This window comes from Terriglobus aquaticus (assembly GCF_025685415.1).
Taxonomy (GTDB): domain Bacteria; phylum Acidobacteriota; class Terriglobia; order Terriglobales; family Acidobacteriaceae; genus Terriglobus; species Terriglobus aquaticus.
Map to the genome: position 1 here is coordinate 3,865,537 of NZ_JAGSYB010000001.1, position 14,222 is coordinate 3,879,758.

Here is a 14,222-nt window from a genome sequence, read left to right on the forward strand (position 1 = left end):
TGTTGCGGAAAGCGCACATCGTGCAGCGACCGCCGCTACTGGATCCATGACGAGCCACGACAACAACACATCTGAGCCGATCGAGGGCAGCGACGCCGCCCTCGACGCCCAGCCCGTCCTCAGTCACCGCACGCTCCATCGCATCGGCTGGGCGGTCGTCGTCGTGCTGCTTCTCGTCCTGCTCACGGTCCTTCCGCCGCTGCTCAACGTCAATAGGTACCAGCACCGCGTCGCGCAGGCCATCAGCGCCAGCATCGGTCGCCCGGTTCACTTCGACAACATCCACCTGCACGTGCTCCCGCTACCCGGGCTGACTATCCAGAATTTTGTCGTTGAAGAAGACCCCGCCTTCGGCTACGAACCCGCCCTCCGCGCCAACACGGTCGAGGCCCGCCTCCGCCTCTCCTCGCTCTGGCGTCGCCGGGTCGAGGTCTCCCACATCAAGCTGCTCGCGCCCAGCATCAATCTCGTCCGCCGCTCCGACGGCCGTTGGAATCTGCAGGGCGTCGTCACCCAGGCCGGCTATCTGCAAAACGCGCCCACCTCGCAGGGCAGGGCAGGCGCCGCTCCGCGCTTCCCCTACATCGAGGCCACCGAGGCCCGCATCAACGTCAAGGCCAGCGACACCAAGCTGCCCTGGTCGCTGCTCGACGCCAAGCTAGCCCTTTGGCTTCCCGACGAAAACGAATGGCGCGTCCGCCTCCGTGGCCGTCCGCTCCGCACCGATACCGACGTCAGCGACGTCGGCGAACTCGAACTCGAAGGCTCACTCGGCCGCGGCGACGCCGGCGTTCTCAACCAGCCGCTCGCCATCTCGGCGCGCTGGTCGTCCACTCCGTTGGGCGAGGCGGCTAAACTCGTCGTTGGCCGCGATACCGGCTTCCGTGGCGCCGCATCCGCCGAGCTCGAGGTGCGCGGCACCCCCGCTCACATGCAGCTCTCCTCTGACCTGCATCTCCACAACCTGCGCCGCGCCGAGTTCGTCCCGCGCCTGCCCATGAGCCTCGACGCGCATTGCCAGGCCGACGCCCAGGGCATCGTCCGAGCACTCGGCAACATCCGCTGCGCCATCCCCACCACCTCTGAAACCGCCGGTCTCTTCCAGGGCGTCTTCCGCTCCCACGACAACGCGCAGCCAACCGCCGCGCCCGGCGTCGTCTTCCTCCAGGGCAGCATCCCCGACCTGCTCACTCTGTCGAACGCCACCGCCACGGTCGACCTCAAGGAAGCAAGCCCCAGCTACTTCCTAGACTGGTCGCGCGTCCTCTCCAGCCGCATCCCGGAATCCGCCAGCGCCACCGGCACGGTGAACCTCCACGCAGACCTCAACGGTCCGCCACAGTCGTGGACCTTGCAAGTGGACTGCCGCTGCCTTCTATCGCCGGCGTACCGCACCGCACCCGCCGGAGCACCGACACCGTCTGCCACGGACGCGCAGACCGCATCCGCCCCCGCCGACCCAACCACACCGGAACCGGGCAGGGCCGCAGGCACAACCGGCCAGCCCTGGATCATCCATCTGGCTCGAACGCCCGTACCGACCGGCCCGGAAAGCACGGCCGAAGGCTCGGAATCCCTCACCATCACCGCCGGCTTAGCGGTGTCTCCCGCGCCAACCGCTCAGACTGGCATTGCCGCCGACCGCGTAGACCCCGCAACCGAAGTGCGCGGACAGATCAGCCGACAAGCGATCACCATGCAGTACCCCTCGCGCTCCCTCGCGCAATACGCCAGCAGCCTCGTACCTCCCTTGGGCGACAACCTCCCGACACCGGCAGACAGCACGTCCGCACAGTCACCCGTGCAGTCGGTGCGCCCCTGGGGTCAGGCCCAGACCTGGACCGCTACCGTCTCCACCACCGCGGAAACCAAATCCCGCAGACACAACCGCCGCTAGCACCGTTCGCTCTTCGTAGGTCGGCCAAACGCAGCAAAGGGAAAGACAGCCCGTCTCCCCCCTTCGCACTCCATCGCGGTCTTACTGCACGGAGCAGTTCTGGTTCTTCGCGATGCTCGCTCCGCTCGTCTTAGCATCCGACTCCGACACATACTTGCCCGTCTTGGTCCGGCCGTAGTTCGGATCGGCGGCACAGTAGTACCGGTTCGTCTTGGCGTCCACCCACACCAGGCCGGGCCCGGCGCCGGGAGCCTGAGGCCGCGTCGTCCCACCGTTCGGCAGAGCTGCCGGAGTTGGCCGCGCCGGCCTCTTCGGTGCCTTCTGCGTCATGCCATCCATGTTCGCCTGGTCTGCCCCCGGAGCCGCGTTTAGCGTCCCCGCGGGCGCTTTGTCCGCGCCGCCGTCCGTCGGGAACCACGTCTTCACGCCGCCATTTGCTTTGCACGCCTGCTTCCGCGTCGCCGCCTGCGAATACGTGCCGTCCTTACACAGCGCGGTCGAACCCTGCGGCGCCTGCGCCTGCGTCCCTGCCGTCAACGCCACCGCTGCCGCAATCCCTAACCAGATCCCAGTCCTCATTCGCCGTCCCCTGACCATGTGAAGTTCGAGCCACACGCCAAAAGATGCGGCCTCAACCTCACCGGGATAGCCGCCGCTGAGACGCCGTTTCGGCCCATAACAATCGTTTGATCGAAACACCATCCCGTTGCGGAACATGTCAGCGCAGCCGCGCTGCGTTCGTTCGCCATACTTCGAGTGCAGAGACCCAATCAACGACTCTCCCGCGTCACCTCGATCGAACGGTGGTGCGTCTGCCCATGCTGCTCCGGCGCGGTCCCGTCATTCACCCAGACCTCTTCGGGCGCTGCCTCAAACGGCACCCGCACCGTGGCCCGCCCGTGCGCCGGCACCCGCAGCGGCAGCTGGTTCTGCAGCCCGGCAGATCGCACCGTTACCGGCACCTCCACGGCAGCATCGCCGTTGTTCTGCACCTCCACGGCCACCAGCCACGATCCGTCCGGCAGGCCGGCGGTGTTGCGGCTGGCCGCGGTCGGCGAGCTCCTGCGCGGATCATCTGCCTCCGCCTGAGGCTCCGCTCCCAGCGCCCCCAGCCGTGGCCCGCGCTTCACCGGCTCCGTCACGGTCGTGGCTCCGCGCTCAATCCGCCGCGGCGCCACCTGCACAATCTGCAAATCCGGCAGACCGCGATCCGCGCTGAACCAGTCTGAAAAAAACCAGCTCAGATCCTTGCCCGAACTCTGCTGTACCGCCGCTTCAAACCGCCGCGTCAGCGCCCGTCCACCCTCCGCTTCGCCGCCCACGCCCGCATCCGCCGCGCTCCCGGGCAGCAGCACCGCCTGCAGCGCCTGCGCCAGCGGAGCGTCGCCCACCATACCCCGCAGCATCATCAGCGCAAACCCTGCCTTGTCGCGCGCACACACCGGGTCCACGCAGGTGCGCAGCGGTGCCGGATCCATGCCGCGCTCCGCCTCGGCGGTCTGCAGCGCGGGAGTCAGCCCCTGCAACTCCGCCAGCATGCGGTCGCGTCCGCCCGTCTGCTCCAGGTACACGAGCCGCAGGAACTCCGGAACACCCTCCCGCATCCACGCCGGGGCGTCCACCGGCATCCGCGCCGCAGCCATCGGGTACACCAGCGACTCCGCCAGCGCTGCCGTGTCGCTCGCATGCGTCGGAGCGACCAGTAGATCGCCGTCCGCAAACGCCTGCGTCCCGGGCGAGGGAAGCGCCAGCACCGTCAGCACCGCGCCGCCAGACAGCGGCAGCCACTGCTTCAGCAGCGGCGCAACGCGTCCCGCGGCACTCGCGTAGCTGCTGCGCGCACCGGCCTCGCCGCCCACCAGCCGCACCGGCGCAGCCGCCTCGGCTGCTCCCGCTGCATCGCCCTCCATCACAAACAACGACACGGGCCGTCCGTCCAGCCGGATGCCGTCCCATTTCGCCGTCACGATCTCAGTCTGGTCAGGATCCCCCGCCGCCTCGGTACTCTGCGCGTCGCCGCTCTGTTCGCCGGCCTCGTGCGCACCGCTGTCTTGCGATGCGGCCGCACTCTGCGTGCCTGCTCCGGCCGTATCCGTGCCATGCCGCGCAGGCATGAACGCATCGCGGCGCTGCAGGGCAGAGCGAAGCTCCGCCGGCTGATCCACAAACCACGCCGTCATTGGGGACGCGCCGGTATGCTCCAGCGCCAACGACATCTGCACCGTTGCGCCCGCCGTGCGCTCGCGTTCCGCACGCACAGCCTTGGCAAACGCATCGCCATCCGCCAGGATCGCCGCCGGAGCGCTCACCGGGAGCCACAGCACGTTGCCGAATCCGCGCAAACCCACGAACTCCGGAGACACACCGTCCCAGTCCGCCTCGGCTGCCCGGTTCTCGGGCGCGCCGATCCGCAGCAGCCGTTCCGCGCTCTGCACGAGCGTGCCGCCGTAGTACAGGTCCAGGTTCAGCTCCGCACCGGGAGCCAGCGCCTTCGGCAGCGCCAGCACCAGCTCGTTCGCCACGCCGGTGTGGTCCGTGTCCGTCGTCACCCGATACTGCCGCACCGGCAGCGCCGTCCCACCTCCATCGCCGCCGGTCAGCCGCGCGCTCTGCCACAGCAGCGCCGAGCTCACCTGCAACGCCACGCGAGTCATCGGCGAAGCTCCACCGTTCCGCACCCGCATCCGCGCCCGCGTCGTCACCGCCCCGGTGTCGGCGTTCAGGTGCATGTCCAGCGACAGGTTCTCGATCCGCAACGCCGTCCGCTCCGCGTTGCCCACCGGCGACTCGCCAGAACTCACCGCAGCAGCATCGTTCGCAGCAGCAGCTTGATGCGTCGGCGCCGCCGGCATCTGCGCTGCATCACCCGCCTGCGCACCGGCAACCGGCACCACCAGAACTGCGGCCAACCCTAAACGCGCAAACGATCTCTTGAAGCTCTTCAGGATCCCAAACCCTTCCTCGGTTTGGACGCCTTCGCTGCTACTTCGTTCCCCGCAACCGCCGGCCGCGCCGCCACTCGCCGCTGCCGCGCGGCCTCATACAGCACCACCGCGCCCGCAACCGACACATTCAACGACGGCACCGCCCCCGCCATCGGAATGCGCAAGAGAAAGTCGCAGGTCTTCCGCGAGAGGTCGTGCAGCCCCGCGCCCTCGCGTCCCAGCACCAGGCAAAAGTCGCCGCGAAAGTCGAAATCCGTGTAGTCCTGCGTCCCGCGCTCGTCCAGCCCGACGATCCAGACGTTTTCCTTCTTCAGCGCCTCCAGCGACCGCACCAGGTTCGTCACCTGCGCGATCCGGACGTGCTCCGTCGCCCCCGCCGCCGCCTTGGCCACCGTCCCGGTAACGCCCACGGCGCGCCTCTCCGGCAGGACCACACCAGTCGCCCCGGCACCATCGGCCGACCGCAGCAGCGCTCCCAGGTTGTGCGGATCTTCCACCCCGTCCAGCGCCAGCAGCATGTGCGCCGCACCGTTCTGCCGCGTGAACAAGTCCTCCAGCGCCAGCAGCTTGCGCTCTTTCAGAAACGCCACCACACCGCCGTGCTGCTCCGTCTTGGTCATCCGCGACAGCTCGTCCCGGCTGCCCTGGGTCACGCGCACCCGATTCGCCCGGCACAGATCGGCCAGCGCCGCCAGCCGCGGATTGCCGCCCGCCTGCAGCGTCACGTGGTCCACATCGCGCGCACGGCTGCGCACCGCCTCCGTCACCGGATGCACGCCAAACAGCACTTCCATCCCTCAAGTGTAGCGGTGCGGGCCTATACTAAAACGGTTTACTAGCCACACATCAGGAGCTCCACGGTATGCCGTTTCCCCGAAACGCCGGCACCGCCCGAGTCTTTTCGCCCGCATCCCGCGTCTCTGGTGGTGTGAACGCCTCTGCCGCAGCGTCGCTCTCCGCCGCCAGCCTGGCCGAGGCCGTTGCGCGCGAACAGGCAGAGATCGCACAGGGGCTCAAGCAGCAGGATCCCGAACTCCTCGATCGCCTCATCGACACCTACCAGCACCGCCTCATGCGCTACCTGTCGTTCCTCACAGGCCGCCGCGAGCTGGCCGAAGACCTCTTCCAGGAAACCTGGATCCGCGTCCTGATGCGTGGCGCGCAATTCAACGGCAAGGCCCGCTTCGACACCTGGCTGTTTACCATCGCCCGCAACCTCGTCATCGACCAGTCTCGCAAGCGCTCCATGGCGTCGCTGGACGAGATGCAGGACCCCGAAGCCGACGAGCGCCCCTTCGAAGTCGCCACCGAAGCTCCCTCGCCCTACGAACAGTTCTGCTCCCGTGAGAACGCGGCAGAGGTCTCCGCCGTCCTGCTCGCGCTGCAGCCCGCCTACCGCGAGGTCCTCGTCCTCCGCTTCCACGAAGACCTTCCGCTCGAAGAGATTGCCAGCGTCACTCGCGCTCCGCTCAGCACGGTCAAGTCCCGCCTCTACCGCGGTCTGGCTGCGCTCAAGCCAGAGCTGGAGCGCCTTCGCACTCAGCGCAACGCTGCCCAGGCCGCAGAGGGCCTCATCTAATGGAGCTCCACGAAACGGAAACGGCCAACTCCGCCGTGTCCGCGGCGGCGCGGGCCGCCATCGTGAACCGCACGCATCGCGTGGTGCGCGAGCGAGCCATGGAAATGCGCAAGCAGAAAAAGAGCCGTCGCGAGCTCATTCTGCCCCTGCTCATCTGCTCCGCGGTGCTTCTGCTGGTCTGCTACGCCGGCAGCGTCGTCGCCTCGGGTTCGGCCTTTTGCGGTGTAGAGAGCCAGCTTGAGCATCGCGCCAGCCGTCTGTTCAGCGGCCAGACCATGGACACCGGCAGCCCTGCTTTCCTTCTGCTCTTCTGGTTTCTGCCCATCACCGTCGTCACCGTGGTCGCGGTGTATCTCCGGCGAAACCGCAGCAGCCGTGACCGTGGCCGCGACGGAGGAAGCGCCCAGCTCCAGGGCCGCTTCCGGAACGAGGTGACCCGGTGAACTGGGATGCTCCCAACTTCGCACGCTCTGCCAACAGCCGTACCGCCCACACCCGGCCCGACGTCGACAAGCCTGAAAGCGATCTCCGCCTGATTCCGTGGTGGTCCGTCGCGCTGTCCGCGCTGGTCTTCTTCGCCATCCAGATCCTGTTCCACCGCATCATGCCGCCGCCGCACCCCGGCACGGCCGCCATGCGTTGGATCATGAGCTATAGCTGGGGCACCGCCCTGGCCAGCTACATGCTCCTCATCGGCTACATCAGCCGCGACGTCAAGCGCCGCAACATGAGCGGTGCCGTCTGGATGCTGATGGTGCTGCTCATGCCTGCGGGCATCGGCGCGGTCGTCTATTTCCTGCTGCGACAGCCCGTCATGACGCGCTGCCCCTCGTGCCGCACCGAACTCGCGCACGACTTCCACTTCTGCCCGCAGTGCTCGTTCCAACTCGCACCCGTCTGCGGCCAGTGTTTCCGCGGCGTCCACATCACCGACGTCTTCTGCGTCCAGTGCGGCCATGACCTCGCACAGGACAGCATGCCCGCCCGCCTCCGCTCCTATACCGACTAAACGCCTCCCGCCCAGAGGCCACGGAGCTCCTCACGCGCAGAGCATCGGCGAAGGAGCCCCTTGTCCGTCCTCTCTATACGAGAACACCGGCAGGCTCAGGTGCCAACTGGGCAGCGTGATCCACCGTGATCTTGCCGGGCTTCCATGTCGTAAAGCGCTTCTCGTAAAAGTGAAAGCTGACCCAGGCGAAGGCAAAGCTGAACCCGAACACGATCGGCAGAGTCAGCAAACGTGTGTGACCGGGCATGTGATCCGCCATCTGGCTCACCAGGTCCTTGCGCAGGTAATGGATCATGTAGAACCCGTAGCTGACCAGTCCCAGCTCCTGCAGCGGCCGCCACTGCAGCGCGCGAGACACCCAGGACTCATGGTCCAGAGAAAGCAGCAGCAGGCCCCCACCACGCAGTGCGAGTAAGGAAGAACTGAACGTCTGCACCATTGGGTTCAATTCGTAATTCCACATGCCGTGCCCGAATAAGCTCTGTCCCACCGCGTAGCCCACGATGCCAACGGCCAGCAGACCCACACCGCTGAGGTGAAGTTGTCGCCTGGTCAGCTTCGCTTCCTGTAACCAGAGGTTCAGAAACGCTCCGACAAACAAACCGTCGCAGTGGGTCAACGGGAAGAAGTACATGTAGTCAGACTTGCCCGCCACGTTGCTGTCCACGTGAAACAGGATGCAACGGAGTACAACTTCAAACACAACTCCGGCACCCGACAACGCGAGCAGCTTCTTGCGGTCGCGCAGGAACCGAATGACAAAGGGCCACAGCAGGTAGAAGTTCTGCTCCACAGCCATGCTCCACAGCACGCCTAACCCAATCACTCCACCACTTCGCAGGTGAATGTCGAACGGTGTCAGGTCCGTAGTGCCTGCAGAATACATATGCATGGGCATCGTCTGGATGAAGAAAAGATTCATCCACATGCCTTTGGGTGCGTCCGTGTGGCTGACCAGCAGATACAGGTACAGCACGGCAAACACACCAAAGTACAAGGGCAATGTGCGAAGCGCGCGGCGCAGGTAGAACCGCGAAAAATAGTCCTGCCTATGAGCGCTCTTGTAGAGGATTCCGGTGATCAGGAATCCCGATAGGACAAAGAATAAGTCCACGCCTCCAAACGCGAGCGACGAGTGAAACCGCTCTGGGTAGGCGATGGGACCGTAGTGGCGATAGAAAACCAGGAGCAGAGCAAGGGCACGAATGCCATTAAAAGACAGGTAGTTCTTGCTCACCCACAAACGTGGATAAGCTGCTGAATCTGCAAACGATTGCAATGGAGCTCCGACAGATATTAAGAACTTCTTATTCTTCTGTCTTACTACGGGGCAAAACCCACGCGCATGCCACTATTCGGTAAGCGCAATCTGCTTCCGGGTTATGCGCTCAGCGCTCCCTCGATCACGGGCTTCGATTGCAAAGTCAGCGACGCTTCCGCAATCGGATACCGCAGCGCGGTCCACAGGATCGCGATCAGGCACAGGCACCGCAACTGCGCGCCATGAGGATTGCTGAACCACGTCACAAACGACAGCGGCGTCAGCAGCACTGCAAACAGCACAAAGTACCGCATCGCATTGGGAATCGGCTCCAGACCTGCGAACGCTCTCCGCGCCACTTCCATGCTCAGCATCACCAGCGGAGGGTAGACCGCGAGCAGGGTGTAATCGTACGAAACCGGCGGCAGCGTGATCGACAAGATCGACAGAACCATCACCTGGTTCAGCATGGGCAGATGCCGGATCCGGACAAAATACAGCAGCAGGGAGAGCACCGCCGCTGTGCGCACATAGATCGGCACGAGCGCCGTCAGGTTAGGATGCCACGGCAGCGTCACAAACTTCACCAGCCCGAAAAACGAGTGGTCGTACCCGAGCTGGGATGGCACACCGGCATAGCGCTTCTGGAACAGGGAAAGCTGGAATCCGTCCCACGCCAACGCCGCATGGACCGTTGGTCCGAACGCCAGGGCCGCGACAAATGTGACCGCGATTGCAGTTCCGAACGCCACACCTAGCGCCCGCCAGCGGCGCTCTGAAAAGAAAAGCCCAGCCAGGATAAGTGGATAGATCTTGCATGCTCCAGCTACGCCGAGGAGTACTGCGGCAAGATAGGGCTTTTCTTTCCACCAGGCAATCAGTCCGAAAGCGGTCAACGAAAAGAGGAAGATCTCGACGTTGCCGCGCAGATACTCGAATGCAAGCGGATAGGAAAGAAGTACCGTGGCTGCGACAAAGATAGCTAACCCCACGCCGCGCATCCCGGAACTGCGCATCGCCCGCACAAAGGCATAGACCAGCAAGCTGGTAGAGACGAGGAGCAGAAGGATAAAGAGGATAAAGGGCCGAGATGTAGCAAACAGCGGCCGCAGCAGATAGAACAGGGGCAAGGGATACATAAAGTATCCGCCGCTGCTGGAGTAGAAGTGGTACGTGTGCAGGTACGAGAACTTCGTCCAGAAGAACCGGAAGTCACTTAGAAGCTGCCCCGGAACAAAGAAGTAAGGAAAGCTGTACGGTAATCCCCAGTGGAACCACCGGGCCACCAAACTGAACAGAAAAGCCGCGGAGGTGAGTGCCGCGCTAATCAGCAGGAAGAGCCACAACTCGTAAGGCAGGCGTTTGTCTGTAACCTCCCCCGTCTTCCACTGGGCCAGTGTTGATTCTTCTGTCTGTAACTCCGCTGTTCCCCTATCTCTCATGTTGGGTCAGCCACTCCTCGGCATCGTGGCGAGCCAGATCTAGGTTCCTCTCCCAGACCACCTGCTGCGCCTCCTCCATGGTTTTCGGTGCGCCGATCACTGGCGGGGGCGGTAGTTCTGCCTCAACTCCTCCCGATCTCAGGTTTTCGGCGTCCAGTCTCCACTCGGGTGTGCCTCCGCTGTAGGGTGCCTCCACAGCCAGGCTGGCGATCTTATCTTCCCGCTCCATGCGCCTGCTGCGGGACTGTGCGGCGTCGGAAGCGGGCGGCATGCTGAGATTGCGGTCCCCGCAATGCCCGCTGACGAGGCAACTCATCTGCACCGAAACATAGCCCGGAAAGGGGCACGAGTAGTCGTACTTGCTACCCATCGGCTTGCACTGTGGATCCTGATCGGCGTTCACTTCCATGCGATCCAGGGCACCCAAATCGGTGGCGCGCACGTAGTGCACGATCTCCGCTCCGATCAGCAGTGCGGTGACCACAACGCCACTCACCAGCAATCGTACCTGCCCGGCAGATGCGAATACTCTGGAGCCGCGCGAAGTCTTGTCTCGGTGAAAACTGCCCGGCTCCCGCAGATACCCATCGGAGTTACGCACGCCGTTCATTATCATCCATCTCACGCCCAATTGCGCGTGCGTATCCGGCGTGGCACGCACAAGGTGTGGCCAAACGAACCTAGAACTGAAATCCGGGCGTACTTGTCTCCATCCGGGTGGGAAGCGGAGAAGACTTACCTCTACGGCCCTTCCAGATGCCGATGACCTTGCGCCCCAACTCGGTCCGATTGAACAACGCCCGGCCGTGCGTATAGATGGCTGGCCAGAAGCGGTGAACGAAGCAGAAAGATTTCTCTACGACGTAAGTGGCCGTCCATCCAAAGGCGCAGTCAGGCTGGTTTGCGACAAGTCGTCCTCTGGAATTCGGTGTCCGCCAGCCTTCCTGCGAGTCCCCGGTTTGCCGGCGGAAACATGCTCCTGTGTGGGGAAAAGCAGGACCCCAGAATGGTATACTTGAGGAGGTAGAGAGCCCCTGAAAAATCCAGCATTTACGCGGGTTTTGAGGGCCGGCTCGCCCGCACAGACCACGAGGACGAATGGCCACCGAAACGCCCCTGCTCGACCTGCAACAAACCGATCCCACCAACGCTCCCGAGCCCGCCGTCGAATCCAACGGCTCCCGTAACGGCGAGGCCCAGTCCAAGAGCTACACCTCCGACAACATCAAGGTGCTCGAGGGGCTTGAAGCCGTGCGTCTACGCCCGGCCATGTACATCGGCTCCACCACCGAGCAGGGTCTGCACCACCTGGTCTATGAAGTCGTCGACAACTCCGTCGACGAGGCGCTGGCTGGCTTCGCCACCCGCATCGACGTCACCATCCACGTCGACAACTCCATCACCGTCGTCGACGACGGCCGCGGCATCCCGGTCGACATTAAGGACCTCGGCAACGGCCAGAAGATGCCCGCCGTCCAGGTCGTTCTGACCAAGCTGCACGCCGGCGGCAAGTTCGACGCCAGCACCTACAAGGTCTCGGGCGGTCTCCACGGCGTGGGCGTCTCGTGCGTCAACGCACTCTCCGAAGAGTTCGACGTGGAGATCTGGCGCGACGGCCACACCTACCAGCAGGACTACAGCAAGGGTGATCCCATCTCCGACGTGCGCGAAGTCGGCGTCACCCAGAAGCGCGGCACCAAGGTCCACTTCCTGCCTGACAAGTCGATCTTCTCGGTCCACGAGTACAACTTCGACACGCTCGCCGGCCGCCTGCGCCAGCTAGCGTTCCTCAACAAGGGCATCCACATCACGCTCACCGACGAGCGCACCACCGATCCCAAGACCGGCGAGGCCAAGTCGCTCGACTTCCGCTACAAGGGCGGCATCGAGGAGTTCATCCGCCACCTGAACAAGGGCAAGGCCGTCCTGCACGAAAAGCCGATCTACATGGAAGCCGAGCGCGGTCAGCTCGTCATGGAGATTGCGCTGCAGTACAACGACGCCTACTCCGAAACCGTCTTCAGCTTCGCCAACAACATCAACACCGTCGACGGCGGCACCCATCTTTCCGGCTTCCGCACCTCGCTCACGCGCACCATCAACGCTGCGGGCCAGTCACTCGGCCTGTTCAAGGACGTGAAGGAATCCCTCTCGGGCGACGACGTCCGCGAAGGCCTCGTCGCCGTGGTCAGCGTCAAGCTGCCGCAGCCCCAGTTCGAAGGCCAGACCAAGGGCAAGCTCAACTCCGACATCTCGGGCCAGGTCCAGTCGTTCGTGAACGAACGCCTCGGCGCCTACTTCGAGCAGAACCCTCAGGTCGCCAAGCGCATCATCAACAAGGCCATCGAAGCCGCTCGCGCCCGCGAAGCCGCGCGCAAAGCCCGTGACCTCACGCGCCGCAAAGGCGCGCTCGACGGCGGTGGTCTGCCCGGCAAGCTCGCCGACTGCTCCGAGCGTCAGCCCGACCGCTGCGAGCTCTACCTGGTCGAGGGTGAGTCCGCAGGCGGCACCGCCAAGCAGGGCCGCGACCGCCGCTTCCAGGCCATCCTCCCGCTCAAGGGCAAGATCCTCAACGTCGAAAAGGCCCGCTACGACAAGATGCTGGGCCACGAAGAAATCCGCGCCATGATCACGGCGCTCGGCACCGGCATCGGCAAAGACGACTTCCAGCTCGAAAAGCTGCGCTACGGCAAGCTGATTCTCATGACAGACGCCGACGTCGACGGCTCGCACATCCGCACGCTTCTGCTCACCTTCTTCTTCCGCCACATGAACCTGCTCGTGCAGCGCGGCCACGTCTACATCGCGCAGCCGCCGCTCTACAAAATCAAGAAGGGCAAGTTCGAGCAGTACGTCAAAGACGACCGCGAGTTCGTCAAGGTCATGGTCAAGCGCGCTGCCGACGGCATGACCGTCCGCTACGGCGACCAGGCCCAGTTGCTCGAAGGCGGAGCCCTGACCAAGTTCATGGGCCAGCTCAACGAGTACCTCGGCTTCTACGACAAGGCCGACAAGCGCTTCCGCAATGACCGCGTCACCTCCGCCGTGGCCGAGCTCTTCGCCCACGACGGCAAGGAGCCCGCACAACGCGCCGACTTCGAAACACCGGAAAAGCTGAACGAACTCGCCACCCGCCTCAACGCCATGGCGAAGGAGTTCCAGTTCAAGGCCGTCGGCTCGCCCGTCCGCGACGAAGAGCACGGCACATGGTCGCTCGAGTTCACCGACGCGAACGGCGCGCACCGCCGCATCGATTACACCGTGGTGTCCGCGCCGGAGTTCCGCCTCATGCTCGGCAAATACGCGCAGATTCGCGAGTACCTCAAGCCGCCGTTCCACATCGAGTACCTGCCCAAGGGCGGCTCCAAAGCCGAGATTGCTCAGGCCGACGAAGCCGAAGAGGTAGCCGAAACCGAAGGCGTCAACGAGACCATCGCCGCCGCACCGGGCACCGCGACCGAGGTCAAGGGCACCAAGCGCGCACCCAAGGCCGGCCAGGACCCAGTCGAAAAGCAGACCGCGCGCGAGCTCTTCGAGTACGTCATCGAGCAGGGCAAGAAGGAGTACCAAGTGCAGCGCTACAAGGGCCTCGGCGAAATGACCGCCGAGCAGCTCTGGGAGACCACCATGGACCCCGAACGCCGCACGCTCCTCCAGGTCAAGCTCGAAGACATCGCCGCCACTGAGGAGATCTTCACCACCCTCATGGGCGAAGACGTCGAAGCCCGCCGTCGCTTCATCGAAGAGAACGCGCTGGACGTCAAGAACCTCGACATCTAGTCACAACCGCATCGCACAACCAGAAGGGCTCGGCACTTGCCGAGCCCTTCTACTTTGCCCTGCAAAGTCTTCGCGCAGCCGGCGGAAGATTCCGGAGCCTTCGTCTTGCTTCCCACGCTGCCTCGCCCTCTGCCATCCGAACCGCAACATCTCGGAAAAGCTCCGCTTCCATCACAAGCAAAGCCACACGGCGCACACCACCGCCGTACTCGGGTACAACTGCACATGCAGGACTCGACCGCGGCTCGATGCGATCGCCAGAAGGATGACCCGATGAAGCAACGTGACACTATTCGTCAACGGAGCGCG

The 14,222-nt window shown here is 64.3% G+C and carries 11 protein-coding genes; 5 read left to right on the top strand and 6 right to left on the bottom strand.

The genetic code is table 11. From position 1 onward, the window contains the following. Window positions 1-46: 46 nt before the first annotated feature. Window positions 47-1,897: an AsmA family protein gene (locus OHL12_RS15975; protein ID WP_263414812.1), complete on the top strand. Its 1,851-nt coding sequence runs from the start codon at window positions 47-49 to the stop codon at window positions 1,895-1,897. A gap of 81 nt (window positions 1,898-1,978) precedes the next feature. Here OHL12_RS15975 and OHL12_RS15980 read toward each other — a convergent pair whose 3' ends face one another. The 3 genes from OHL12_RS15980 to rlmB all read right to left on the bottom strand — a co-directional run bounded on the left by OHL12_RS15980 (window position 1,979) and on the right by rlmB (window position 5,636). Further along, complete coding sequence (locus OHL12_RS15980; RefSeq protein WP_263414813.1) at window positions 1,979-2,476, bottom strand: DUF3761 domain-containing protein; 498 nt, start codon at window positions 2,474-2,476, stop codon at window positions 1,979-1,981. A 191-nt stretch (window positions 2,477-2,667) separates the two neighbouring features. After that, window positions 2,668-4,806 (bottom strand): gluzincin family metallopeptidase, encoded by a 2,139-nt coding sequence (locus OHL12_RS15985; protein WP_263414814.1) that lies wholly within the window; start codon window positions 4,804-4,806, stop codon window positions 2,668-2,670. A gap of 32 nt (window positions 4,807-4,838) precedes the next feature. After that, window positions 4,839-5,636: a 23S rRNA (guanosine(2251)-2'-O)-methyltransferase RlmB gene (gene rlmB / locus OHL12_RS15990; protein WP_263414815.1), complete on the bottom strand. Its 798-nt coding sequence runs from the start codon at window positions 5,634-5,636 to the stop codon at window positions 4,839-4,841. Between the two features lie 68 nt (window positions 5,637-5,704). Here rlmB and OHL12_RS15995 point away from each other — a divergent pair, with 68 nt between their 5' ends. Genes OHL12_RS15995 through OHL12_RS16005 form a run of 3 tightly spaced genes read left to right on the top strand, consistent with a single transcriptional unit; the run spans window position 5,705 to window position 7,430 of the window. Beyond that, entirely contained in the window at window positions 5,705-6,421 is a 717-nt protein-coding gene (locus OHL12_RS15995) for an RNA polymerase sigma factor (protein WP_263414816.1), read from the top strand. Beyond that, window positions 6,421-6,864: a hypothetical protein gene (locus tag OHL12_RS16000; RefSeq protein WP_263414817.1), complete on the top strand. Its 444-nt coding sequence runs from the start codon at window positions 6,421-6,423 to the stop codon at window positions 6,862-6,864. Before OHL12_RS15995 ends, OHL12_RS16000 begins: the two co-directional genes overlap by 1 nt. After that, a complete protein-coding gene (locus OHL12_RS16005) occupies window positions 6,861-7,430 on the top strand; it encodes a zinc ribbon domain-containing protein (protein WP_263414818.1) in 570 nt (189 codons plus the stop codon). The genes OHL12_RS16000 and OHL12_RS16005 overlap by 4 nt, the downstream gene beginning before the upstream one ends. A 73-nt stretch (window positions 7,431-7,503) precedes the next feature. On the opposite strand, the gene OHL12_RS16010 is transcribed toward OHL12_RS16005, so the two are convergent. From OHL12_RS16010 to OHL12_RS16020, 3 genes are all read right to left on the bottom strand, one after another. Continuing rightward, window positions 7,504-8,667 (bottom strand): acyltransferase family protein, encoded by a 1,164-nt coding sequence (locus tag OHL12_RS16010; protein ID WP_263414819.1) that lies wholly within the window; start codon window positions 8,665-8,667, stop codon window positions 7,504-7,506. A gap of 143 nt (window positions 8,668-8,810) precedes the next feature. Continuing rightward, entirely contained in the window at window positions 8,811-10,133 is a 1,323-nt protein-coding gene (locus tag OHL12_RS16015; protein ID WP_263414820.1) for a glycosyltransferase 87 family protein, read from the bottom strand. Next, entirely contained in the window at window positions 10,123-10,629 is a 507-nt protein-coding gene (locus tag OHL12_RS16020; protein WP_263414821.1) for a hypothetical protein, read from the bottom strand. Before OHL12_RS16020 ends, OHL12_RS16015 begins: the two co-directional genes overlap by 11 nt. 602 nt (window positions 10,630-11,231) lie before the next feature. Here OHL12_RS16020 and gyrB point away from each other — a divergent pair. After that, window positions 11,232-13,913 (top strand): DNA topoisomerase (ATP-hydrolyzing) subunit B, encoded by a 2,682-nt coding sequence (gyrB, locus tag OHL12_RS16025; protein WP_263414822.1) that lies wholly within the window; start codon window positions 11,232-11,234, stop codon window positions 13,911-13,913. Window positions 13,914-14,222 lie beyond the last annotated feature (309 nt).